A 23,551-nucleotide genomic window follows, 5' to 3' on the forward strand; every position below is an offset into this window, starting at 1 on the left:
ATCAACCGACATAGAGCAACCGGTCAAGAATACACAGGTTTGTCGCTAAAACCCAAACCCTTGCGCCCGTGCCGTAGGCCACAGAGGTGATTGTGTCAGACATCGGCGGTAACCTGCGATACACATGGACACCACACCCACCACCCTCAACGCCCACCGCGCCCGCGCCTGGCTCACCGAAGCCCTGCGCGCGCTCGCTGCCGTACGCACCCGCGTCGATACGCTCAACGTCTTTCCGGTGCCGGATTCCGATACCGGAACCAACGTGGTGCTCACTGTCACAGCCGGCGCTCGCCAGGCTCAACTCATCGGGGACGACGCCGACCTACCCGCCCTGACCGCCGCCGTCGCCCACGGCGCCCTGTGGGGAGCCCGCGGGAACTCCGGCATCATCATCTCCCAGGCGTTCCAGGCCCTCGCGCGCACCTTCGAGGGCGTCACCGAAGCGAGCGCGACGGACCTCATTCGCGCCCTAGACGCAGTCGCGATCGCTGTGCGCGACGCCGTCGCCAAACCCGTCGAAGGTACGATCATCACGGTCGCCCGCGAGGTCGCCGAAGCCGTAGTCAAGCTCCCCATGACCGCGACGCTCGCCGACGTCGCCAAGTGCGCGCAGGCCGCGGGAATCGCCTCGCTTGCGACGACGGGCGAGCGGCTCGGAGCCGAGATCGGTACGCCCGTCTCGATTGACGCCGGCGCCGCCTCATACGTCGTCCTGCTCGACGCGTTCGCTCAGGCTCTCGGCGTCACCGACCGGGCCCCGATCCCGTGGGAACTCAGCGACTCCCACCCCAGCGGCGATGGCTCCTGCCTGCCGGACGAGGGCGAATTCGAGGTCATGTACGTGACCGTGACCGACCGGCGCGGCGCAGCCCACCTGCGCAGCCGACTAAGCGATATCGGGCACTCTGTCGCGGTCGTGGCCGGGCAAGAAGACCACTGGCACGTCCACGTCCACACCGATCATCCGCAACTCGCACTGCCAGCCACGGCCGCCCATCAGGTCTTGGTGCGCCACCTCCAAGCGCCCATCGACCCGCACGGCATCGTCGCGACGACGAACGCCGTCGGATTGCTCGAGGAACTGGCCCGCTGCGGAGCGGTGACGGCGCTCGCCCCCTCCCGCTCGGCGCTGGTGCGCGCGATCATCGACTGCGGCAGCACCGACGTCACCGTACTGCCCGCGAGCAACGCGCTCGCAGACCTCGCACGCGAAGTCGCGAACGATCCGCAACTGCGCGCCGAGGGCATCGACGTGCATGTCGCACCGACGCACAACGACCCGCAGGTCTATGCGGTTTGTACCGAGTGGGGGATATCTCGCCTCGTCGACTCCGATGAGGACCCGGCCTCGATTGCGCAGGCGTGCGTCGCCGACACCGAGGTGCGAGGGCTTCGGTTCAACCTCGCAGACCGTGGCGCGTCGATCTCCTCGTGCCTGCAAACGCTGCCGCTAACCGCCGACGACGTCGTCACGGTCTTCGTCGGGGACAGTGTCCACGCGACGAATATGCTGCGCTCCGTCCTGCCGGTTCTGCAGGCGCAAAACATCGAAGTCCAGTCGCTCGCCGCCGGCCAGCGTTCCCCCGACCTGTGGATCATGCGCCATGGCTAACGACGCGGCACTGCGGCCCTTCTTCTACCAGAACCTCGCACGTCACCTCGGGGCGACGAGCGCGAAGAAACTGGCGCGGCTGGGATTGCACAGCGTCACCGACCTGCTGTGGTACGTGCCCTTCCGGCTCTCCGACCCCGGCGATCTCGTGCCCATCAGTCGCCTGCGGCCCGATATGCCCGCCGTCGTCGAACTCGAGATCACGTCCACGACTTCCAAGACGACCCGTACCGGCACGGTCGTGGTCGAGGTCGCGGGAACGGACGGCCACGACACCATGACGCTCGTGCACTTCACGCGCCGGCGCAACCTCATCGCGTACTACAAGAAGCGGTTCACGCCCGGCACGCGCGGGTTCTTCGCCGGGACGGCCAAGGACTCCTATGGCACGATCCAATTCTCCCACCCGGACGCCTACCTCTATGAGCATCCCTCCCAGCGCGCGGCAGCGCTGCGGGAAGCGACCGAGCTGCAGCCCGTCTATCACGCGTCCTCCGCCGTCGGGTCGTCCGCCATCGCCACCGCGGTCGGCGCGATCCTCGATACCGCCCGCGATGGCGACATCCCCGAGATCATCCCCGACGCGATCCGGGCCGAGCACGACATGCCCTCGCTGGCGCAGACGTTCCGCAACGTCCACCAACCCGCCGACGCCGACACCTACGCGAAGGCACTCGGGCACCTGAAGTTCACCGAGGCCTTCCTCCTCCAGCTCCTGCTCGCGCAGCGTCGCCAGGCCGCCAAGGAGTTGCGGGCCACGGCCTGGCCGATCAGCGAAGACGGCCTCGTCCGTCGCTTCGATGCGGCGCTGCCCTTCGACCTGACCGAGGGACAACGCACGGTGGGGGACCAGATCGCCTCCGACCTTTCGAACCCCACCCCCATGATGCGACTGCTGCAGGGCGATGTGGGCGCGGGCAAAACCGTCGTCGCGCTGCGCGCCATGCTGCAGGTCGTCGACGGCGGCGGCCAGGCCGTGCTCCTCGCCCCGACGGAAGTCCTCGCCTATCAGCACTACCGGACGCTGACCGCACTCGTCGCCGACCTCGGAGTGCACGTCACCCTCGTGACCGGATCCCAAAAATCCGCCGAACGCCGCCGCACGCGCGCCGAGGTCGCAAGCGGCGAAGCCAGTATCATCGTCGGCACGCACGCACTGTTTTCCAATGACGTCATCTTCACCGACGTCGGCCTCGTCGTCGTCGACGAACAGCACCGCTTCGGCGTCGAACAGCGTGATCAACTCCGGCACGGCCCCACGGGACCCGCCCACATCCTGCACATGACCGCGACCCCAATCCCGCGCACCATCGCGCTCACGGTCTTCGGAGACCTCGAGGTCTCCACCTTGCGCGAAGTCCCAGCGGGCCGGGCAGCCGTCGAAACCTTCCGCGTCGCGAACGACAACGAACGCTGGATGGCACGCATGTGGGCCCGCGCCGCCGAGGAAGTCGCAGCGGGCGGGCGAGTCTTCGTCGTCTGTCCTCGCATCGGCACCGACGACGACGCGAGCGACGGCGCCGACCTCATCGAGGCCGAGGACGACAAACCGCGCGTGCTCGCCGGCGTCGCCGCCACGGCAGCTGCCCTAGCCGACAATCCCGCCCTCGCCGGAATCAGCATCGGCCAGCTCCACGGACGCATGAGCGCTGCGGATAAGGATGCCGCCATGGCAGCCTTCGCCGCGGGCGAGGCACCAATCCTCGTCACCACGACCGTCATCGAGGTCGGAGTCGACGTTCCCGATGCGACCGTCATGATCATCCTCGACGCGGACCGCTTCGGCCTCGCCCAACTCCACCAGCTCCGCGGGCGGATTGGTCGCGGCACGAAGCCCGGCCTGTGCTTTGTCGTCTCCCAACAGCCGACGCTGCCCTCGGCGGACCGGCTCGCCGAGTTCTGCGCGACAACCGACGGTTTCCACCTCGCCGAGGTCGATCTTGCGAACCGTCGCGAAGGCGATGTCCTCGGCCGCTACCAGACCGGCGGTCGCAGCGGCCTGCGAGTCCTGTCGGCCGTTTCCGATCGCCCCATCATCGAACATGCACGGACCGCCGCCCGGCAAACGGTCGCGGCCAATCCGGAGCTTGCGAACGAACCAGGCCTGCGCGCGGCCCTCCTGGAATTGGCCGCAGAAGGGGAGTACCTGGAGCGCACATGACACGCATCATCGCAGGCGAACTCGCCGGCCGGCAGCTCGCCGTCCCCGCCAAGGGCACCCGACCCACCTCCGACCGCGTCCGGGAAGCCATCTTCTCCACTCTCGACGCCACCGGCCTGCTGCCCCACGCCCGCGTCCTCGACCTGTGTGCGGGCTCCGGCGCTCTCGGCTTCGAAGCCCTCTCGCGCGGCGCGCGCCACGCGGATCTCGTCGAAAACCACTCCAAGAGCGCGGCCACCATCACCGCGAATGCGCGCACACTGGCACTGACTGAGCAGGCACGCGTCCATGTCACCGGTGCGACGAGCTTCCTGGAGTGCGCCACGATCGCCTATGACGTGATCTTCATCGATCCGCCCTACGACATCGCCGGCGAGCTCACGGCACGGTGTTTGCACCTCATCAATGAGCTTGACCTCCTTACTCCCGACGGCCTAGTCGTCGCCGAATCGGCGACGCGGAGCGAGAAAACCGACGTCGAGGGTTGGCAGGTGTGGAAAGAGAAAGCCTATGGAGAAACCAGGGTGGCCTACCTGGAGCGAGCCGATAGGCTAGAGGAATGACGACATCCATTGCAGTGCTGCCCGGCTCCTATGACCCGATGACCCTCGGTCACGTCGACGTGATCAAGCGCGCCCGATCAATGTTTGATCGCGTCATCGTGGCCGTGGCATACAACGCGTCCAAGAACTCCCTGTTCGACCTCGACACCCGGGTCGAGCTCGCCCGTGCCTCGACCCAGGAGATTGAAAACGTCGAGGTGAAGCCCGTTCCCGGCCTGCTCGCCGACTTCTGTCGCGAAGAAGGCGCCACCGCGATCGTCAAGGGCCTGCGCGGCTCGGCCGATTTCGATGCAGAACTCGCGATGAGCCTGATGAACCGCGAACTGTGCGATATCGAAACCGTCTTCATCATGGGCGCCCCCGGGCTGAACCACATCGCCTCGTCGATCGTCAAGGATGTCGCCCGCCACGGCGGAGATGTCTCGGAGTTCGTCGATCCTGCCGTCGCGCGAGCCCTGAGTGGTGCCTTTAGCCGGAGGGGCTAGTGAACGAGGAAGCGACGTCCGAACACCGGGGTAGTTCCCTCACGGAAATCCTCGACACGCTCGCTGACATGGTCCGCAACGCGCGTGCCATGCCCATGAGTGCTTCCGTCCTCGTCTCGCGCGCCGAAATGCTCGAGATGATCGACACCGCCCGCGAGCTGATTCCCACCGAGATCGCCCGCGCCGACGCGACGCTGCGCGGCGCCGACGTGACCATCGCATCCGCACGCGAGCAGGCCGAGAGGATCCGCGCGCAGGCGAGGCGCGAAGCCGAACAACTCCTCGGCAACGAAGAAGTCGTCACCACCGCCACCCGGCACGCCAAACACGTCGAAGTCGAAGCCGAAGCCCGGGCCGCCAAACTCACGCGCGATGCCCAAGACTATTGCGACCGCACTCTCGCGCAGCTCGAGGTCAACCTCAACCGTGCGCTGCGGGAAGTCGCGGGCGGGCGCAAGGTCCTCGGCGAAGCCATAGCCGCCTATGATGAGACGGCCGCCGGAAAGAAGGACTCCTCAGATGATGCATAACCGAGGTGCGATCGATGCCAACAGCCCGTGGGTGGTCGACCTCGCCGAGCTGCCCCGCTCACCCGGAACGCAACGCGACCTCGATCGCGAGATCCGGCTCGCCGAACGCTGGGGGAGCGACGTCACGTGGATCGACGAAGGCGAGCCCATCACGATCGATGGCACGCTCGACTCCGTCCTCGATGGCGTCTTCGTCTCCGCCGGAGTGAAAACGACCGTCGCGGGGGAATGCGTGCGGTGCCTGACCCCGCTGTCCCGCGAGGTCGACACCCGCATCGACGAGCTCTTCCTCTACCCCGAGGCCGTAACGCGGGCCAAGGAGGAGGGCGATGAGGAAGCTGAAGAGCTCTACCGCATCACCGATAACTACCTCGACCTCGAACAGGTCGTCCGCGACGCGATCCTTGGCGAACTGCCGTTCAGCCCGCTATGCCGCGAGGACTGCGAAGGACTGTGCGCCGAATGCGGCATCGTCTTGCGGGACGCCGACGAAGACCACCACCACGAGACCATCGATCCTCGCTGGCAGGCCCTCGGCGCGCTCATGAGCCCGCAGGACGGCGATGAGGTGGACGGCGCCGAATGAGCCCGACTCCTCCGGCCATCCTGGATCACCTCGGGGTCACGATCCCCGACGAGTTGCTGGTCCTTGCGCTCACTCACCGCTCCTTCGCCCACGAAGCGGGCGGCATGCCGGACAACGAGCGCCTAGAGTTTCTCGGCGATGCGGTCCTCGACATCATCGTGACGGACTACCTGTACCACAAGTACCCCGATCATTCGGAAGCGGAACTCTCGATGCTGCGCGCCGGCGTCATTTCCCAAGAATCGCTCGCACAGGTCGCGCGCGAGATCAATCTCGGCGGCTTCCTACTGCTTGGCAAGGGCGAACTGAAGACGGGCGGCAACGACCGCGACTCGATCCTGTCCGACACGGTCGAAGCCCTCATCGGCGCCACCTACCTCACGCACGGGCTCGAGGTCACGCGCGCGATGGTGATGCGCCTAATTCAGTTCCAGCTGCAGCAGGTAGTCTCCGGCCGCCAGGGCGTCGATTGGCGCACGCAGTTGATGCTGCGGGCGGCCGAGCTAGGGCTCGACGAGCCCACCTACACAGTCGAATCCTCCGGCCCCGACCACGACCGCCGCTACCACGCGACCGTCACCGTCGGCCACGTCTTTGGGCAGGCAGCGGCCACGAGCAAGCGGGTGGCGCTGCGCGACGCGAGCGCGGAGGCCATGGCCAAGCTGGGCGATGCCTGAACTACCCGAAGTCGAAACGGTTCGCGCGGGCCTCGCGGACCACGTGCTCGACCAGGTCATCACTGAAGTCGAGTTCCGGCACCCGCGGGCGACGCGCCGCAGCCCCGGCGGGGAGGCTGCCCTAGCCGATGCCACCACCGGCGCCCGCATTACCGCGATCGCGCGCCGTGGAAAGTACCTGTGGTGCGAATTCGGCAACTCGGATGCCACACTGCTGATCCACCTCGGCATGAGCGGCCAGATCCTCATCGATCCGCGCCCCGGAATGCCGCGCCACCATCTTCGCGCACGCTTCGCGATCGGCAGCCACGAAGTTTGGTTCGTCGACCAGCGTACCTTCGGCCACCTCATGATCTCCGAAAGTCACGAAACCCCCGACGGCCAACCCGCGGGCTGGGGGAGCAACCAGCCACGAATCCCCACCGCCATCTGGCATATCGCGCGCGATCCACTCGATTCTTACGCCGACCTGCCCGCCATCGCCCGCGCGATCCGTGGACGGACCACCTCGATCAAACGGGCGCTGCTAGACCAGACCGTCGTGTCGGGCATCGGCAATATTTACGCCGACGAATCGCTCTTTCACGCCCGCATCCATCCGCGCCGGGCGACGGCCACGATGAGCCAGAAACAGGCGCTCAAAGTCCTGCACGAAGCCCGAGAGGTCATGACGCAAGCTCTTGCGGCCGGCGGCACCTCCTTCGACGTGCTATATGTCGATGTGGCCGGGCGTTCGGGCTATTTCGAACGCGAGCTCACCGTCTACGGTCGGGCTGGCCTCCCGTGCGTCCGCTGCGCTCGTCCGATCGTGCGGGAGTCGTTTGCGAACCGGTCATCGCACCGGTGCCCATCGTGTCAACGCACACCCGCGCCAGCACACCTGGCAAAGTGCTAGGGTCATGTCCGTGACCACTTCTCCTGCCCCCCGAGATATTCGTGTGATGATCGTCGACGATCACGAGATCGTGCGCCGCGGAATTGCGGAAATCGTCGACCGAGCCGACGGCCTGATGGTTGTCGCCGAGGCCGGAACCGTGGCGGAAGCCGTCCGTCGCGCGACGCTCGTGCGGCCCGAGGTCGTGCTCGTCGATTTGCAGCTGCCCGATGGTACCGGCATCGACATCATTAACGCGCTGCGGCAGGAAGTGCCCGACGCCAAGGCCGTCATCCTCACCTCCTTCGACGATGATGATGCGGTCTCGCAGGCGCTGGATGCGGGCGCGAAGGCCTACCTGCTGAAGACAGTGCGAGGCGTCGAGATCTCCGATGTCGTCAAGGCTGTCGCCGACGGCCGGGTACTGCTCGATGAGCGTACGGTCACGCGTCGTCGGGCCGATCACGAGGATCCCACCGCGAATCTCACGCCGTCGGAGCGTAAGGTGCTGGAGCTCATCGGTGATGGCCTGTCCAATCGCGAGATCGGCGAACGGCTTGGAGTCGCGGAAAAGACCGTGAAGAACCACATCACCGCGCTGCTTGCCAAGATGGGTTTGCAGCGCCGCACCCAGGTTGCCGCCTGGGTCGCTGGCCAGCGCGCCGCCGGCTGGCGCCAGTAGCTAGGTGAGCGGGACCTGCCAGCTCAGCAGGGTCCCGCGCCCGATCTCCGGTCGTCCCAGCGAGAAACTGCCGCCGTGACGACGTGCCCGCGCGGCAAGATTATCGAGCCCGGAACGGCGCGTGGAGCGCGGATTGAGCCCTGCCCCGTCGTCCTCGACCTGGATTTCGATCCGGCCCGTCGGACCCCGTCCGATCACGCCGACGCGCACCTGCACCGAATGCGCCCGCGCGTGCCGCGCCGCATTCGATAGGCCTTCACGAACGACCGCGACGACGTCATCGGCGATATCGGGATCGATACGCGCATCGAGCTGATCTGTCAGTGTCCCATCATCGGAGTCATCGACATCCTGACCATCGACGGAAATCACGAGCGAGGGCGCATACCCGAGCGACGTGCGCCCGAGGGATGCCTCGCGCCGGAGGCGCTCGACGATGATCAGGGCCTCATCGGGTTCGCGCAGCCGGTGCACGATCGAGCGGATCTGGCGCACGGATTCGTCGACGGACGACAGTGAGTATTCGAGCACCTCGGCGAGGTCTTCGCGGCCGAGCGCGCGCACCTGTTCGCGTGCGGACTCGAGCTGCATGCCGGTCGCGAACAGCTGCTGAATGGCCAGGTCGTGCAGGTCGCGGCCGATGCGCGCGCGTTCGTCACCGAGGTTTGCGAGGTCTTCGGCGTGGCGGGCCGCGGCGAGTTCGAGGGCGAGCGCCGCCTGCTGTGCCACGGCCTCAGCCATGAGCAGATCCGTGCCTTCGAAGGGCGGGCGGCCGGGTTTGCGCAGCAGGATCATGACGCCCATCCGGGCGCCGCGTACGATCATCGGGGCGTACAGCGCCGAACCGAAATGCCGCAGCGCGGGAACCTTGAGCGAGGAGACACGCTCCAGGGAGTCGACGATGAGGCCCGTGCCGTCAGCAAGCGCCGTCAGGGCGCGCCCATCGGAGGGGAAGACGGTGCCGAGCAGGTCGCGGGAGCGGTAGCCATCCGAGATCTCGCAGGCCCACGACGTGCCGAGGCTCGGTAGCACGATGCAGCTCGTGTCGGCGCCCGCGACCTCGCGCACGCGGTGCGCGATCATCTCGAGGGCTTCTTCCTCCTCGGTGCCCTCCAGCAGGGTCGTCGTGATCTCCTGGGAGACCTGGATCCAGCGCTCCCGGGCCCGTGCCATGCCGTACAGGCGCGAGTTCTCGACGGCGACCGCGGCGGCCGCGGCGAGCGACTGGATCGTGCGCACGTCCAGGCGCGTGAAGCCGCCGTCTTTTTCCGCGAGGTAGAGCCGCCCGAAGACCTGGTTGCGGATCGTCACGGGAACGCCGAGGAAGGAGCGCATCGGCGGATGCCCTTCGGGAAAGCCCCCGAAGTCCTCGTGCGTCGTCAGGTCCTCAAGGACGAGCGCGCCGTCGGCCGGGATCGCGCCGAGCACGCCGGTGCCGCGCGGCGGGTGGCCGAGCTTTGTGACGTCGTCGGGCGCCATCCCGTGGTGGACGAACTGGACGGTCGAACCATCGGAGGCGAGGACGCCCAGCGCGGCGTAGCGCGCGTCGGTCAACTCGGCTGCGAGATCGACGAAGCGCTGCAGCAGTTCGGGCGTCTCCAGCGTCGCCGTGAGATCGAGCGCTGCTCCGTATAGCGCGTCGGGCGCGTAGTCCTCACTCATACGATCTCCTTTTCCTGCTCTAGCAGCCAACGATAGTGTGCGTTGCGCGTGATCAGCTCATCGTGGGTGCCCCGGTCGATAATCTGGGCGGGGCCCTCGCTGCCGAGCATGATGACCTCATCGGCCGCGCTAAGCGGCGTGAGGCGGTGCGTGACAAGGACGACGCTACGCCCCTCGGACTTCATCGTGGCAAACAGGTCCGCGATGAGGGCGTCGGCGGTCGGCCCGTCCAGGTGTTCGGCGGTCTCATCCATGACGAGGATCGGCGCGTGGGACCCGAGGGCACGCGCCAGCAGGATGCGGCGCCGCTCGCCGCCCGAGACGGTGTGTCCATCGGAGCCGAGCACGGTGTGCAACCCCTCGGGCAGCGCCGCGAGCCAGTCGCCCAGGCCCGCGCGCTGCAACAGCGCCGTGGCGCCTTCGTCGGTGAGCGAGCCGTTGCCGACGCGCAGGTTTTCCAGCAGGCTCGTGTGGAAGATATGCGCGTCCTCTTCGGTCACGGCAACCATGCGCGCCAGGTCGGTGCGCGTCGCCTCCGTGCCGTCCAGCAGGATCTTCCCGGAGCGGGCGGGGATAAAGCCCGCGAGGGTCGCGAGCAGTGTCGTCTTCCCGATGCCCGACGGCCCGACGATGGCGACGCTGCCGCGCGGCGGCACGGTGAGCGAGATATCGGAAATCACGGTCTCGGCGTCGGGCCAGCCGGCGCTGACGTCCCGCAATTCGAGGCTGGCTGAAGCACTCCGGCCACCGGACGAGGCGGCCGGAGCCGGGGCGGGATCGAGGTCTTTGGACAGCGGCTCGGTGACGGGAGCGCCGTGCGCCGCATCGAGGAGCGAAAGGATCCGGGAGGCCGCAGCCGAGGAGCGCACGAGCTGCACCGCGGCCGGGCCGAGCAGGGCGGTCGCCTCAAATGCGGCAAGCGGGGTGAGGACGACGACGGCGAGCTCGACCTCGTTCAACTGGCCCGCGTGCAGCGCATTGATGCCGACGACCACCGCGCCGATGACCGCGGCCAGCAGCGCGAGCGTGTCGAAGCCCTGACCCAGCGCGGCGGGCAGTGCCGCCCGGTCGGAGGCGGCCGACAACTCCCGTTCGTGCCGCGAGATGCGGTCGTGCAGCTCGGGAAGGCGTCCGGCAACCTGCAGCTCGGAGGCATGCTCGAGCGAGGTCAGTGCGTCGGCGGCGAGCTCGATCTCGGACTGTCGGCGCGACAGTTCGGAGATCTTCGCGCCGCGCATCGTGAAATAGGGGCCGAGGATCCCGGCCGCGAGCTGACACAGCGCCACGATGAGCGCGATGAGCGGGGAGAAGAACGCGAGGAAGACGACGACGCCGATTCCGACGCTCGCTGCGACAGCTGCGGGCAGGAAGGACAGGACGACGACGTTAGCGAGTTCTTCGACATCGCTTGAGGTCCTTGCAAGCAGGTCGCCGCGGCGCAGGTTCTTCAGCGAGGCGACGTTTCCGCGCGAGACGATTCGATAGGTCTGGACGCGAATCTCGGCCATGCCATCGAGAGCGACGCGATGGGAGGCGAGGCGCTCGAGGTAGCGCAGCACTGGACGCGACACGCCGAAAGTCCGTACCGCGACGGCCGCAACCGTGAGCGTCAAGACGGGCGGCATCTGGGAGGCGCGCGCAATGAGCCACGCGGCAACCGCAGACAGGGCGACCGCCGAGCCGAGGCCGAGCGTGCCGTACAGGACCGCAAGGGCGAAGGCGGGCTTGGAGATCTTCAACAGCCGCACGGCGCGGCGCAGATCGTTAGTCACGGGCGCTCACCTCCAACCGTGTCGAGGTGACCGGCAGGACCGCATCGGCCACCTCAATGAGGCGGGAGCGGTGCGCGACGACGAGGACCGTGCAGCCGCGCGCCTTCAGCGCCGCGAGTGCCGCGAGGACGGCGTCCTCGGCCGCGGAGTCGAGGTGTGCGCTCGGCTCGTCGAGAATCATCACGGGCGTGGGGGACACCAGCGCTCGGGTGAGCGCGAGACGCTGCGCCTGGCCGACCGACAGACCGTAGCCGCCGTGCCCGATGAACGTATCCCAGCCGTCGGGAAGCGACGCGACGATGGCGCCGAGCCCGGTGAGTTCGGCCGCGGCCTCCAGCCGAGCCGAGGGTAGATCGGCGCCGCCGGTCAGCAGGGGCGCGTCAGAGGCTTCCGCATCGTCGAACTGCTGAAGGACCGTCGCAGGCAGGATCGCGGGGCGCTGCGGCACCCACGTGCACCAGCGGTGCCAGCTCTCGCGCGAGAGGTCGGCTACCCGATGGCTCTCCTCGCCAAGCTGGACACTCACGAACCCGTCGTCGGGATCGACAAGACCGAGTGCCGCCATGACAGCGGTAGTCTTGCCGGCCCCCGACGGGCCGACGAGCGCGGTGATCTCGCCCGGCTTCGCAACCCCCGATAGCGCAGCGGGGGCGGCGACATCGCGCCCGGGTGCGTGGACGGTGAGGTCGTGGAACTGAAGCGTGGGGGAGGGCCGCCCATTCGGGTGGGGAAGCTCGCCGCTACCGTCGCTAAGCGTCGGTGAATTCAGGATGTCGAAGGCCGCATCGGCAGCCGCAATCCCGTCGGCTGAGGCATGGAAGTGCGCGCCCACCTGGCGCAGCGGGTGGAAACACTCGGGCGCGAGCATGATGACGACGAGGCCCGGCAGCAGCACCATGAGGCCGGTGACGAGGCGCATGCCGACGCCGACCGCGACGAGCGCGACGGAGAGCGTGGCGAGGAATTCGAGGACCGCGCCGGATAAGAATGCGACCTTCAGGGTCTGCATCGTCACCTTGGTATAGCTGCGGGCGAGGACCTTGACGCGGGCGATCGGACCGAGTTCCCGACCGAACCCGCGCAGGGTGGGCAGCCCGGCGAGCAGGTCAATGACCTCGGCGTTCAGCAGCCGCATCTTTGCCAGTCGGGTCGTCGAATACGACTGGGTCATCCAGCCGACGAGCGCCATAAACAGCGGAATGAGCGGGATCGTGAACAGGATCGTCAGGCCCGCGACCCAGTCGTAGATAATGACGACGAGGAGCGTCGCCGGGGTCACGGTGGCCGCGAGGATGAGCTGCGGGACATACCGCACAAAATAGGGGCGCAGGTCCTCCAGGCCCTGGGTCAGCAGAGTGACGGTTTCGGCGCCGCTATCGGTGCTGGCGCGCGGGCCGCGCGCGATCGAATGGTGCAACACCTTGGCCCGCAGTTCGGCGACGACCCGGTCGGCGGCGCGGTGCGCGTACCGCTCGTGCAGGGTCGTGATGGCGACGCGGGCGAGTGCGACACCGATGAGCGCCCAGATGATCGGTAGCCGGGAGGTGAAGCTCACGTGGTCGGTGATGACGGGAGCGATCGCATAGGCGATGAGTAGCACTTGGGCGACGATGAGCGCCGCTTTGAGGAACCCGGTCACCGCGGTCCACGCGATATACGTTCGTGTAGCCTTCACGTGAGCGAGCAGCCGCGGGTCAAGAGGTTTCACAAGATGTCATTATCCCAAAGTCGAGTGCGGTAACAGACAACGCGGCGACCGAAAGGGAGGCATCGGTCGCCGCGTTGTGGGCTAGGGGCTACTGAGAAAGGAAGCTCATCGGCAGCCCAGCGTTCTGCTCGGGGATGTGATCCACGGTCAGGCGCTTGCGGAAGGTCCAGTAGGACCAGGCGGTGTAGGCCAGGACGACCGGCACCAGGGTGAGGGCCACGATCGTCATGACCGGCAGGGTCTTCTCCGAGCTCGACGCATCCCAGATCGTCAGCGAGTACGCGGGGTCAATCGAGGACTTCATGACGTAGGGGAACATCGTGGAGAAGATGAGGACGACGGCGAACACGGCCGCGACCGCATTCCCGATGAACGCCCAGCCTTCACGCTCCGCGTGGGTCGCCAGCACGACGCCGACGAGCGCGAGCGCCGCGACGACGAGTCCGACCCAGCCGAGCCAATGGCCGCCGTACAGCAGCTGCGCGAGGACCGCGAAGATGCCGGCGACAACGAGCGAGACGATCGACGCCTTCTTCGACATTGCAATGGCGCGCTGCTGCAGGCTGCCATCGGTCTTCAGGGCCAGGAAGATCGCACCGTGCGTCAGGAACAGGCCGCAGGTGACGAGGCCACCGAGGATCGTAAAGGGTGTGAGCAGCGAGAAGAAGCCAGCGAAACCGCCGGGCATGACGTGCACCGCGTTCGCGAGCGTACCGTCGGTGATCTGCTCGGGCGGGACGACCTCCCAGGTACCACGTTGCAGCACCTCGATCTTCATACCCTGCACCAGGTTGGCGAAGGCCACGCCCCACAGGAACGTGGCAACCCAGGCGGAGATCGTGTGGAACCAGTCCCACCGCTCCGTCCAGACCGGATCCGAGATCTTGCCGCGCCACTCGATGGCGACGATGCGCAGGATCAGGACGACGAGGATGACGAACAGGGCGAGGTAGAATCCCGAGAACATCGTGGCGTACCACTCGGGGAAGGCGGCGAAGGTCGCGCCGCCCGCGGTGAGCAGCCAGACTTCGTTTCCATCCCAGTGGGGGCCGATGGTGTTGAGCATCAGTCGGCGTTCGCGGGCGTTTTCCGGCAGCCAGCGAAGCAGCATACCGACACCGAAGTCGAAGCCTTCCAAGACGAGGTATCCGGCCCACAGGACCGCGATGAGGATGAACCAGAGGACTTGAAGAAATTCGTGACTCATGATCGTTCTCCTTTCGGGTCTAGTAGACGAAGGTCATCTGCGAGTCGGACTTATCCGCGTCAGGATCGTGATCCGGGGTATCTCCGGAGCCGATTCCTTCCTTGGTGTAGCGCGCCATGAGCTTGTACCAGACAACGCCGAGGGCCGCGTACAGCAGCGTGAAAAAGACCATCGAGATCAACACGTGCGACGTCGTGACCGAGGGGGAGACACCCGCCTGGGTCAGCATGTACACGTTGTCGACCGGGTTCGCCGGGTTCGGTGCGACGACCCAGGGCTGGCGGCCCATTTCCGTAAAGATCCAGCCGAGGTTGGATGCGAGGAACGGCATGGGGATCGCGAGCAGGCCGAGGGTAGCAAACCACTTCTTGTCGGTCACTCGTCCGCCGCGCAGGAGGTAGAGCGCCGCGAGTGCGAGGGCCGCGGAGAAGATCGCGAGGCCGATCATGAGGCGGAAGGACCAGTAGGTGACGAACAGGTTCGGGGTGTAGTCCTGATCCGGTCCGAACTGGTCGGCGTAGCGTTCCTGCATCTCGGCCTGGACATCCTTGACGCCGGGGAACTCGCCGTTGAAGTCATTGGACGCCATGAACGAGGCGAGACCGGGGATCGACAGCAGGTGCGTCGAGTTCTCGCAGTCGTTCGACCAGTCACCCACGGTCAGCAGCGATAGGGCGGCACCCTTTTCGGTGTGGCAAATCGCTTCGGCCGCGGCCATCTTCATGGGCTGCTGCTCCGACATGAGCTGACCCTGGTAGTGGCCGGTTACCGAGACGCCGATGCCCGAGATGATGATCGTAATCATGCCGAAGATCGCGGCAGGACGCCACACCTCGCGGGCGTGGGCCTCATCGCCCCGTCGGACGGCGCGCACGATCCACCACGCGGCGATGCCGGCGATGAAGGTACCGGCAGTCAGGAACGAGGCCGTCACGGTGTGCGTGAAGGCCGCAACCGCCGTGTTGTTCGTGATAACAGCGAGGAAGTCGTCAAGCTCCGCGCGGCCGGTGGCCTCGTTGAACTTGGCGCCCACCGGGTGCTGCATGAAGGAGTTGGCGACGAGGATCCAGTAGGCCGAGAGGTTCACGCCGATCGCGGCGAGCCAAATGGACAGCAGATGGATCTTCTTGCTCAGGCGGTTCCAGCCGAAGATCCACAATCCGAGGAAGGTGGATTCTAGGAAGAACGCGGCGAGGGCTTCAATGGCGAGGGGAGCTCCGAAGATATCGCCAACCATGCGGGAGTATTCGGACCAGTTCATGCCGAACTGGAACTCCTGGACGATGCCGGTGGCAACGCCGAGCGCAAAGTTGATGATGAGGAGCTTGCCAAAGAACTTGGTCAAGCGCAGCCAGTGGTCCTTTCTGGTGCGGTACCACATGGTCTGCATGAGAGCGACGAGGGGAGTAAGTCCGATCGTCAGTGGAACTAAAATAAAGTGGTAAACGGTCGTTATTCCGAATTGCCACCGTGCGAGGTCGAGTGCTTCCACCGAGCTTGCCTTTCGGTCGCATGAATGCTGATGGTGCTTTCACATTAGTTGGGACTTAGGTCACCCCTGAGGGACTATGGTCCCAGCTTCTCGACACCGCTGTCGGCTACATATCGACGCAGTGTCGGAATTCGGCAGAAAACCGGACATTTCGGATAACGTGCACCCCGCCACGATCTTTGCCTTTCCGTGTCATTCGGGCGTGTCGCGCATGCCACCGCGCTGGTGAAAGGTGCGTGTGAGATACTCTTCGAAGAGACCCGGGTGTAGCGCACCTGCGCCGGGGTTAAAGATGTCCGCCTGATGCGCCGTTTATTCGTCGCTGCAGACGGCGGATGGACCGTGAGAATTCCCGGTCGATAGCAAGACTTTTGGTGCACCGGCGACGGTGTACCCGCCATACCCGGCGCGTGGAGCGCGGCGCTGCCGGCGAGGAGAAGCGTGGATACAACGCCTAACGCGGCTGATTTGCCCCTATTTTCATCTGCCCCGCAAGCAACCTCGCGGCGCCGCAAGGCCCCCGCGGAGCGCAGCGAGGATAAAAAACTCGATGTCCTGCAAGAACTCGGTCTGAAGTCCGAGGACGACAAGGCTGACGAGAAGACCCCTGAGGCGAGCGAGCCGAAGTCGGCCGCAGAAGAGACCGGGGGAGCGATGCTGCTCTTCCAGCCTCCCGAGATCACCCGTCCGGCTCCCCGCAAGTCCGAACCCATCGACAATATCGATGACGAGGACGATGCCGATGATGAGGACACCTCGGAGGTTGAGGAGGACTCTGGCCGGGAATCGTCATCCAAGAGCCGTCGTCGCCGCGGTGGACGTGGCGGTCGGGGCCGGAAGAACACCGACGATAAGGACTCGGGGAACGATAAGTCGGACAAGTCCGATAAGAATGAGCCCGCCGAATCCGATGATCATGACGAGGATGAGTCCTCCGATGACCAGGCCGACGGCTCCTCGCGCCGCACGCGCCGCCGTCGCCGCCGGGACGCCGGGGAGCGCGCCCGCGCCGAGGTCACCCCGCTGAAGGGCTCGACCCGCCTGGAAGCTAAGCGCCAGCGCCGTAAGGAAGGCCGCGAGGCCGGGCGTCGCCGCCAGGTCATTACGGAAGCCGAATTCCTCGCCCGCCGCGAAAGCGTCGACCGGATCATGGTCGTGCGCGAAAAGGACGGCCTGAACCAGATCGCCGTCCTCGAAGACGACATCCTCGTCGAGCATTATGTCGCGCGCCGCACCCAGACCTCGATGGTCGGCAACGTCTACCTTGGCCGCGTCCAAAACGTCCTGTCCTCGATGGAGGCCGCGTTCGTCGACCTCGGCAAGGGCCGCAACGCCGTGCTGTACGCCGGCGAAGTGAACTGGGATGCCGTGAACCTCGACGGTCAGCCGCGCCGCATCGAGCAGGCGCTTTCCTCCGGCGATTCCGTCCTCGTCCAGGTGACGAAGGACCCGATCGGCCAAAAGGGCGCCCGCCTGACCTCCCAGGTCACCCTCGCCGGCCGCTACCTTGTCCTCGTGCCCTCGGGCGCGATGACCGGCATCTCGCGCAAGCTGCCCGAATCCGAGCGCACGCGCCTGAAGCGCCTGCTCAAGGACATCGTTCCCGACGGCTCGGGCGTCATCGTGCGCACCGCGGCCGAAGGCGCGACCGAAGAACAGCTACGCGCCGACGTCGAGCGACTGACCTCCATCTGGAAGGACATCGACAAGAAGGCGAAGAAGGCGAAGTCCGCGCCCGTCCTACTCAAGGGCGAACCGGAACTTGCCGTGCGCGTCGTGCGCGACGTCTTTAATGAGGACTTCGCCAAGCTCGTGATCTCCGGTGAGGAAGCCTTCTCGACAGTCACGAAGTACGTCAAGGACATGTCGCCCGATCTCGCCGATCGCATCGAGAAGTGGGACGGCGAGGACGACGTCTTTGCGCACTTCAGGATTGACGAGCAGCTGTCCAAGGGGATGGACAACAAGGTGTGGCTGCCCTCGGGCGGCTCCCTCGTGATCGACCGGACCGAAGCCATGACCGTCATCGACGTCAACACGGGCCGGTTCACCGGCAAGGGCGGCACGCTCGAAGAGACCGTCACGAAGAACAACATCGAGGCGGCCGAAGAGATCGTGCGCCAGCTGCGGCTGCGCGATATCGGCGGCATCATCGTCATCGACTTCATCGACATGGTCCTCGAGTCCAACCGCGACCTCGTGCTGCGCCGCCTCATCGAGTGCCTCGGCCGGGATCGCACGCGCCACCAGGTCGCAGAGGTCACGAGCCTCGGACTCGTCCAGATGACCCGTAAGCGCGTCGGCCAGGGCCTCGTGGAGGCCTTCTCCGAGCCGTGTGAGCACTGCTCCGGTCGTGGCTTCATCGTGCACGACGAGCCGGTCGAAAAGGACGGCGGCGATGAGCAGCGCTCGTCGCGGTCGCGCCGCAAGAAGCAGTTGAGCGCGAGCCAGCCGAAGAAGGAGCAGGCGCCCGCCGAGCTCCCCGATGACGACGAGGCCGCCGCACAGGCGCGCGAAGCCGTCAAGGCGACGCTCGCGACCATCGCAGCCGCTGCCGCTGGCAGCCACGCGAAGGAAGAAGAGCACAAGCCGGAAAAGCCGGCTAAGCAGGCTAAGAAGGTCGCCGAGCCCGAGCCCAGCAAGTCGGCGGAGCCCGCCGCGCCCCGCGGGTCGCGCAAGCGCCGCCGCGCGACGTCGAGCTCGACGGCATCCGAATCCGTCAGTGAACCAGTGACGATCGAGGCGGCTCCGACGATTGCTGTGGGCAGCGCGACGGTCGTCGCGAGTGGTACCGCATCCAAGCCGAAGCGGCGCTCGCGGCGGGCCACGAGCTCCACGACCGCGCCGGACGTGCCGAACCCCACAGAGAATTAGGCGTAGCTGGGCGCACCGGAGGTTGCCGCGGCTAGCCGTCGTGACGTAATCTAGATCCTCGGTGCGCCAGTCGGCGCTTCGTACGTAGAACAGTTTTGCGTAGCCTTGCCCCCGAAAACTTTTGGGTTGATGGGCTACGCCCGAATCGACAGAGATGAGAAGCAACGTGGTGTATGCGATCGTCAAGGCCGGCGGCCGTCAGGAGAAGGTGTCCGTTGGTGACGTTGTCGTCGTCGACCGGATGGCCGGCGAGATCGGCGACTCCGTTGAACTCACGCCCCTCATGCTCGTGGACGGCGATAAGGTCACCACGGGCGCGAAAGACCTTGCCAAGGTCAGCGTCAAGGCCGAAATCGTCCGCGAGGACAAGGGCCCGAAGATTTCCATCGTGAAGTACAAGAACAAGACCGGTTACCGCAAGCGCATGGGCCATCGTCAGAAGCTCACCCGCCTGAAGATCACCGGTATCGACAACGGCTAACGCCACGAAAAGAGGACAACATGGCAACGAAGAAGGGTGCGAGCTCCACTCGTAACGGCCGCGACTCAAACGCCCAGCGCCTCGGCGTGAAGCGGTTCGGCGGTCAGATCGTCAAGGCTGGCGAGATCCTCGTCCGTCAGCGCGGCACCAAGTTCCACGCGGGCGAAAACGTCGGCCGCGGCGGCGACGACACGCTGTTCGCCCTTGAGGCCGGCGCGGTCCGCTTCGCGGATCGCAAGGGTCGCAAGGTCGTGGATGTCGTCCTGCAGGACGCCTAAGACACCTCGCAATTCAGCGAACGCTAACGGGCGGGCAGCTTGGCTGTTCGCCCGTTAACGTATCTTGTGACAGACCCCAAGGAGGGCCCACCATGGCGACGTTTATCGATCGCGTCACCCTACACGCCAAGGCAGGAGACGGCGGCAATGGCTGCACCTCGGTGCGACGCGAAAAGTTCAAACCGCTCGGCGGGCCCGACGGCGCCAACGGCGGCGACGGCGGCAATATCATCCTCGTCGTCGACCCGAATACGACGACCCTCGCCGACTACCACCGGCTGCCGCACCGCAAGGCGACGTCCGGCACCCAGGGCAAGGGCGATCTGCGCGTCGGCGCGAACGGCCAGGACCTCATCCTGCTCGTGCCTGACGGCACCGTCGTAAAAACCCCCGACGGCGAGGTCATCGCCGACCTCGTGGGCGAAGGCACCGAGTTCATCGCAGCCGCGGGCGGCAAGGGCGGGCTCGGCAATGCCGCGCTCGCGTCCCCACAGCGCAAGGCCCCCGGCTTCGCCCTGCTCGGCGAACCCGGCGAAGAGCGCGATCTCGTGCTCGAACTCAAATCGATCGCCGACGTGGCCCTCGTGGGCTTCCCATCGGCCGGTAAATCCTCCCTCATCGCCGCGATGAGCGCGGCCCGCCCGAAGATCGCGGACTACCCGTTCACGACGCTCGTGCCGAACCTCGGCGTCGTCGTCGCGGGGCAGTACCGCTACACGATCGCCGACGTGCCCGGCCTCATTCCGGGCGCCGCCCAGGGCAAGGGCCTCGGTCTCGAATTCCTGCGCCATATCGAGCGCTGCGCGGTCATCGGGCACATGCTCGACTGCGCGACGCTCGAGCCGAACCGGGACCCGATCTCCGACCTCGACGCCCTCGAGGCCGAACTCGCGCAGTACGCGGCCGACCTCGATATCGAAGGCGGCAGCGTCCCGCTCATGGAGCGCGAACGCCTCGTGGTCCTGAACAAGATCGACGTGCCCGAGGCGCGCGAACTCGCAGAGTTCGTCACGGCCGAGATCGAGGAGCGTGGCCTGCGCGTCCTCGCCATCTCGACCGCATCCCACGAGGGCCTGACCGAGCTCGGCTACGTCCTCGGCGAGGCCGTCACACGCGCCCGCGAGGCCGCGGCCGACGTCGAACCCGAACGCATCGTCGTGCGCCCGCAAGGCTCCGGCCGTCGCAAGGAGCAGGCACCGTTCACGATTACGCGCCACGAGCGCGGCGGCGCCCCGGTCTTCCAGATCCGCGGTTCCAAGCCCGAGCGCTGGGTCGTGCAGACGGACTTCGCCAACGACGAGGCCGTCGGCTATCTCGCCGACCGCCTCACGACCCTCGGTGTCGAAGACGGCCTGTTCGCCGCGGGCGCGACGCCCGGCGATGAGGTCGTCATCGGCTCGATGGACGGCGGCGTGATCTTCGACTGGGAACCGACGATGACGACCGGACCCGAGCTCCTCGGCGCGCGCGGCACCGACCTGCGCCTGGAGGAGAACCTGCGTCGTACGACGAAGGAACGTCGTCGCGAGTACAAGGACCGGATGGACGCGAAGGCCGAGGCCCGCGAACAGCTGCAATCCGAACGCGACTCCGGCATCTGGACCGACGCCACCGCCGACGAGGACTAGCTCGCGAGCTCGATCCAGGTCGACTGCAGGTCGCCGAGCTTCACGCGCAGGCGCTCGCCCGCGGGCCCGCGCACGTCAGTCTCGACGTGATCGTGACTGGAGTTGAAGACGAACAGCCGATTCACGTTCGGGTAGTAGGCGACCTCGAGGCGCGCATCTCCTGAGAGCCAGACTTCGGTCATATCGTCCTGGCTGCCCGTTGCGGCGAAGACGATCGCGCGATGCAGCAGCCGGGCGTTATCCGTGCTGTAGGGCAGCCCTGCGAGGTAGACCGCGTGGCCGGCCCCGTAGGAGTTCACCGCGATATCGACGCTGCCTTCGTGCAGGCGCAGGATCGAGGCCGTCGTCGCGAACACGTCGCCGGGACGCTCTCCGGCCCACAACTCGCCGGGCAGGTCGGCCGTGATCTCGTGGTCGGCGAGCTCGGGGTAGAAGTTCGTCGAGAGCGACCAGCCGGTCTCCCGGTCGATGCCCAGGACATCGGCGAGCTGCAGGATCGCGCCCGCGCCACGCTGGTCGAAGCCCTCGCGCGCGGCGGGGGTGTAGGCGGACGGTTCGCCGACGCCGATGAAGCCGCCGCCAGCGGCGACGAAACGCCTAACCGAGGTCACGAGCTGCTCATCGGCCCAGGCGGGCCCGCCGGAAAACGCGGTGCCCGCACTGCCGGCGTTGATGAGCACGGCGATGTCCTCGGGGACGCCGTCGCGCACGTCGTCGAAGGACAGGAACTCGACGTCGAAGGGGAGTCCTGCGAGCGACTCGACGACGCCGAGGTAGGTGTAGATCTGCTTGTACCATTTCGCGTGCGCGACCATGTGCGTCTGCCACGTGCGCAGCGCGCCCCACGCGTTGAGGATTCCGACGCGGTGCCGAGAGTTCGCGGGGCGCTCGCCGCCCGAGGCGCTGTGCAGCGAGCGGAACTCGGCGATGATCTCCTCGATGCGGTCGATGAACTCGGGGAATTGCGTCGCGAGCGACAGGTAGCCGCCATATCCCATGCGGCTGAGCGGGAAGCGCACGATCGCGCGCCGCGCGGTGCGCCAGGACTCGTTCGCCTCGCCGAGCGGATCGCCGTCAGGATTGAAGACGTCGGGGAAGAAGTAGGGCAGGAAGCGGCCCTCGGTGTAGCGCACGCCGGGGATATCGCTGATCATGCGGCAGGTCGCGGCGCTGCCGACGGAGCCTACGACGGCGTCCATCCCGACGGCGGGGAAGTGCTCGCCGTAGGGCTCGCAGCCCATCCAGTTATCGCCGAGGAACATCATCGCTTCCTTGCCGGCGTCGTGCACGGCGTCGACGAGCGCCTTCATGTGCGCGGTAACGAAGTGGTGCTGGAAGTCGATCCAGTCGCGGTAGGCGCGCGTCGGGACGCGGAAGGGGCAGTTGTAATAGCCCGCGTCGACGAAGTCCTCACCGGTCAGGCCGTAGCCGTATTCGGCCTCGAACGCCTCCAGCGCCTCGGGGGAGACAGAGGCGGAATAGCCGAACCAGTCGACGAACTTTTCTACGCCCTCGGTGTTGAACACGAGCGTGAAGTGGTGGAAGAACGTCGTAAACCGCACGACATCGACCTCGGGATGCTCCTTGCACCACTGCGCAATCGCCCGCTTCATGTAGTCCCACACGACTGGCTTGCGGACCTCATAGGGCCGCACCTTCTGGCGGCTCGGATCCAGGTGCCAATCGTTGGTCAGGTAGTTGTACATCTGCGTCGAGTCCCACACCTGCTCGGCAAGGAACGCCACCGTGTACACGTGGAACGGGGTGGGCGAGACGATTCGGACCTCGGCGTCGTGCCCTTCGCCGGTGAGCTCCCAGCCGCGAGCGTCGACCTCGTCGCCGGTCGTCCGGTCGATGACCTGGAGGTAGCGCGTCGCTGCCTCGCTCGTATCCGGTCGGAGCTGATCCAGGAAATAGCCCTCAATCAGCCGAATTGTGAGCGGTTCCTCACCGAGGGCCGTCGCGGGCGCCGTCATGAGGAACATGTGCGTGAGCGTGTCGGGGTGCGCGAGCGCGAACTCCTGATCCCCGCGCGCGGGGAAGTACGTCGAATACACCTTCTCGACGAGCTCGGCCGCGATCTCGGGCAGCTCGGTCCCGTCGGAGTTTCGCACGGCATCAGGCTGCAAACGCGCGACGAGGGCGCGGATTTCGTCGTCCATGTCCTCCTCGATCGGGAGGGTCAACCGGCCACCGTCCGTGGTCGGAGCCAGGGCAGCGGTGTACACGTGGTCAGGATCGGCGTGGGTCATGCAAGCATCCTCGCGAGAGAGTAT

At 66.5% G+C, this 23,551-nt stretch carries 19 protein-coding genes; 13 read left to right on the top strand and 6 right to left on the bottom strand.

Translation table 11 applies throughout. The annotated features are described in order from the left end of the window. Positions 1 to 124 precede the first annotated feature (124 nt). Genes BSZ39_RS02930 through BSZ39_RS02970 form a run of 9 tightly spaced genes read left to right on the top strand, consistent with a single transcriptional unit; the run spans position 125 to position 8,173 of the window. Positions 125 to 1,615, top strand: a complete 1,491-nt coding sequence (locus BSZ39_RS02930) for a DAK2 domain-containing protein (RefSeq protein WP_073715896.1) — start codon at positions 125 to 127, stop codon at positions 1,613 to 1,615. Further along, on the top strand, positions 1,608 to 3,776 hold the full coding sequence (locus BSZ39_RS02935) for an ATP-dependent DNA helicase RecG (protein ID WP_073715897.1): 2,169 nt from the start codon (positions 1,608 to 1,610) through the stop codon (positions 3,774 to 3,776). Before BSZ39_RS02930 ends, BSZ39_RS02935 begins: the two co-directional genes overlap by 8 nt. After that, entirely contained in the window at positions 3,773 to 4,339 is a 567-nt protein-coding gene (gene rsmD, locus BSZ39_RS02940) for a 16S rRNA (guanine(966)-N(2))-methyltransferase RsmD (protein WP_073715898.1), read from the top strand. The genes BSZ39_RS02935 and rsmD overlap by 4 nt, the downstream gene beginning before the upstream one ends. Further along, positions 4,336 to 4,824, top strand: a complete 489-nt coding sequence (gene coaD / locus BSZ39_RS02945; protein WP_073715899.1) for a pantetheine-phosphate adenylyltransferase — start codon at positions 4,336 to 4,338, stop codon at positions 4,822 to 4,824. The genes rsmD and coaD overlap by 4 nt, the downstream gene beginning before the upstream one ends. Then, entirely contained in the window at positions 4,824 to 5,354 is a 531-nt protein-coding gene (locus BSZ39_RS02950) for a hypothetical protein (RefSeq protein WP_073715900.1), read from the top strand. The genes coaD and BSZ39_RS02950 overlap by 1 nt, the downstream gene beginning before the upstream one ends. After that, positions 5,344 to 5,940: a YceD family protein gene (locus tag BSZ39_RS02955; RefSeq protein ID WP_158025077.1), complete on the top strand. Its 597-nt coding sequence runs from the start codon at positions 5,344 to 5,346 to the stop codon at positions 5,938 to 5,940. Before BSZ39_RS02950 ends, BSZ39_RS02955 begins: the two co-directional genes overlap by 11 nt. Continuing rightward, positions 5,937 to 6,617 carry a ribonuclease III gene (gene rnc / locus BSZ39_RS02960; RefSeq protein WP_073715901.1) on the top strand — a complete coding sequence of 227 codons (681 nt, stop codon included), beginning with the start codon at positions 5,937 to 5,939 and terminating at the stop codon, positions 6,615 to 6,617. Before BSZ39_RS02955 ends, rnc begins: the two co-directional genes overlap by 4 nt. Continuing rightward, positions 6,610 to 7,512, top strand: coding sequence for a bifunctional DNA-formamidopyrimidine glycosylase/DNA-(apurinic or apyrimidinic site) lyase (gene mutM / locus BSZ39_RS02965; protein WP_073715902.1), 903 nt, complete (start codon positions 6,610 to 6,612; stop codon positions 7,510 to 7,512). The genes rnc and mutM overlap by 8 nt, the downstream gene beginning before the upstream one ends. 46 nt (positions 7,513 to 7,558) lie before the next feature. Continuing rightward, positions 7,559 to 8,173 (top strand): response regulator, encoded by a 615-nt coding sequence (locus BSZ39_RS02970; RefSeq protein ID WP_425425666.1) that lies wholly within the window; start codon positions 7,559 to 7,561, stop codon positions 8,171 to 8,173. Here the strand turns inward: BSZ39_RS02970 and BSZ39_RS02975 are convergent, their stop codons facing one another. The 5 genes from BSZ39_RS02975 to BSZ39_RS02995 all read right to left on the bottom strand — a co-directional run bounded on the left by BSZ39_RS02975 (position 8,174) and on the right by BSZ39_RS02995 (position 16,014). Continuing rightward, on the bottom strand, positions 8,174 to 9,835 hold the full coding sequence (locus BSZ39_RS02975; protein ID WP_073715904.1) for a GAF domain-containing sensor histidine kinase: 1,662 nt from the start codon (positions 9,833 to 9,835) through the stop codon (positions 8,174 to 8,176). Continuing rightward, positions 9,832 to 11,607: a thiol reductant ABC exporter subunit CydC gene (gene cydC / locus BSZ39_RS02980; RefSeq protein ID WP_073715905.1), complete on the bottom strand. Its 1,776-nt coding sequence runs from the start codon at positions 11,605 to 11,607 to the stop codon at positions 9,832 to 9,834. Before cydC ends, BSZ39_RS02975 begins: the two co-directional genes overlap by 4 nt. Next, entirely contained in the window at positions 11,600 to 13,282 is a 1,683-nt protein-coding gene (gene cydD, locus BSZ39_RS02985; protein ID WP_245792405.1) for a thiol reductant ABC exporter subunit CydD, read from the bottom strand. Before cydD ends, cydC begins: the two co-directional genes overlap by 8 nt. A 121-nt stretch (positions 13,283 to 13,403) precedes the next feature. After that, on the bottom strand, positions 13,404 to 14,522 hold the full coding sequence (gene cydB / locus BSZ39_RS02990; protein ID WP_073715907.1) for a cytochrome d ubiquinol oxidase subunit II: 1,119 nt from the start codon (positions 14,520 to 14,522) through the stop codon (positions 13,404 to 13,406). 19 nt (positions 14,523 to 14,541) lie between these two features. Further along, positions 14,542 to 16,014 carry a cytochrome ubiquinol oxidase subunit I gene (locus BSZ39_RS02995; protein ID WP_073715908.1) on the bottom strand — a complete coding sequence of 491 codons (1,473 nt, stop codon included), beginning with the start codon at positions 16,012 to 16,014 and terminating at the stop codon, positions 14,542 to 14,544. A gap of 441 nt (positions 16,015 to 16,455) precedes the next feature. Here BSZ39_RS02995 and BSZ39_RS03000 point away from each other — a divergent pair, with 441 nt between their 5' ends. The 4 genes from BSZ39_RS03000 (at position 16,456) to obgE (ending at position 21,275) form a co-directional block, all read left to right on the top strand. Next, complete coding sequence (locus BSZ39_RS03000) at positions 16,456 to 18,888, top strand: Rne/Rng family ribonuclease (protein ID WP_245792406.1); 2,433 nt, start codon at positions 16,456 to 16,458, stop codon at positions 18,886 to 18,888. A 154-nt stretch (positions 18,889 to 19,042) separates the two neighbouring features. Beyond that, complete coding sequence (rplU, locus tag BSZ39_RS03005; RefSeq protein ID WP_073715910.1) at positions 19,043 to 19,369, top strand: 50S ribosomal protein L21; 327 nt, start codon at positions 19,043 to 19,045, stop codon at positions 19,367 to 19,369. 20 nt (positions 19,370 to 19,389) lie between these two features. Further along, complete coding sequence (gene rpmA / locus BSZ39_RS03010; RefSeq protein ID WP_073715911.1) at positions 19,390 to 19,647, top strand: 50S ribosomal protein L27; 258 nt, start codon at positions 19,390 to 19,392, stop codon at positions 19,645 to 19,647. Between the two features lie 92 nt (positions 19,648 to 19,739). Next, complete coding sequence (gene obgE, locus BSZ39_RS03015; protein WP_073715912.1) at positions 19,740 to 21,275, top strand: GTPase ObgE; 1,536 nt, start codon at positions 19,740 to 19,742, stop codon at positions 21,273 to 21,275. On the opposite strand, the gene gnpA is transcribed toward obgE, so the two are convergent. Beyond that, the gene (gene gnpA / locus BSZ39_RS03020; RefSeq protein ID WP_073715913.1) at positions 21,272 to 23,527 is read right to left on the bottom strand and encodes a 1,3-beta-galactosyl-N-acetylhexosamine phosphorylase; all 2,256 of its coding nucleotides are present in this window, start codon (positions 23,525 to 23,527) and stop codon (positions 21,272 to 21,274) included. The genes obgE and gnpA overlap by 4 nt on opposite strands. Positions 23,528 to 23,551: the final 24 nt, after the last annotated feature.

Source organism: Bowdeniella nasicola (assembly GCF_001907295.1).
Classification (GTDB): domain Bacteria; phylum Actinomycetota; class Actinomycetes; order Actinomycetales; family Actinomycetaceae; genus Bowdeniella; species Bowdeniella nasicola.

What these genes read in the sequence shown, in the direction of transcription:
- BSZ39_RS02930 (WP_073715896.1), top strand. Translation starts at nt 125, where the DNA reads ATGGACACCACACCCACCACCCTCAACGCCCACCGCGCCCGCGCCTGG.
- BSZ39_RS02935 (WP_073715897.1), top strand. Translation starts at nt 1,608, where the DNA reads ATGGCTAACGACGCGGCACTGCGGCCCTTCTTCTACCAGAACCTCGCA.
- rsmD (WP_073715898.1), top strand. Translation starts at nt 3,773, where the DNA reads ATGACACGCATCATCGCAGGCGAACTCGCCGGCCGGCAGCTCGCCGTC.
- coaD (WP_073715899.1), top strand. Translation starts at nt 4,336, where the DNA reads ATGACGACATCCATTGCAGTGCTGCCCGGCTCCTATGACCCGATGACC.
- BSZ39_RS02955 (WP_158025077.1), top strand. Translation starts at nt 5,344, where the DNA reads ATGATGCATAACCGAGGTGCGATCGATGCCAACAGCCCGTGGGTGGTC.
- rnc (WP_073715901.1), top strand. Translation starts at nt 5,937, where the DNA reads ATGAGCCCGACTCCTCCGGCCATCCTGGATCACCTCGGGGTCACGATC.
- mutM (WP_073715902.1), top strand. Translation starts at nt 6,610, where the DNA reads ATGCCTGAACTACCCGAAGTCGAAACGGTTCGCGCGGGCCTCGCGGAC.
- BSZ39_RS02970 (WP_425425666.1), top strand. Translation starts at nt 7,559, where the DNA reads ATGATCGTCGACGATCACGAGATCGTGCGCCGCGGAATTGCGGAAATC.
- BSZ39_RS02975 (WP_073715904.1), bottom strand. Translation starts at nt 9,835, where the DNA reads ATGAGTGAGGACTACGCGCCCGACGCGCTATACGGAGCAGCGCTCGAT.
- cydB (WP_073715907.1), bottom strand. Translation starts at nt 14,522, where the DNA reads ATGAGTCACGAATTTCTTCAAGTCCTCTGGTTCATCCTCATCGCGGTC.
- rplU (WP_073715910.1), top strand. Translation starts at nt 19,043, where the DNA reads ATGAGAAGCAACGTGGTGTATGCGATCGTCAAGGCCGGCGGCCGTCAG.
- rpmA (WP_073715911.1), top strand. Translation starts at nt 19,390, where the DNA reads ATGGCAACGAAGAAGGGTGCGAGCTCCACTCGTAACGGCCGCGACTCA.
- obgE (WP_073715912.1), top strand. Translation starts at nt 19,740, where the DNA reads ATGGCGACGTTTATCGATCGCGTCACCCTACACGCCAAGGCAGGAGAC.
- gnpA (WP_073715913.1), bottom strand. Translation starts at nt 23,527, where the DNA reads ATGACCCACGCCGATCCTGACCACGTGTACACCGCTGCCCTGGCTCCG.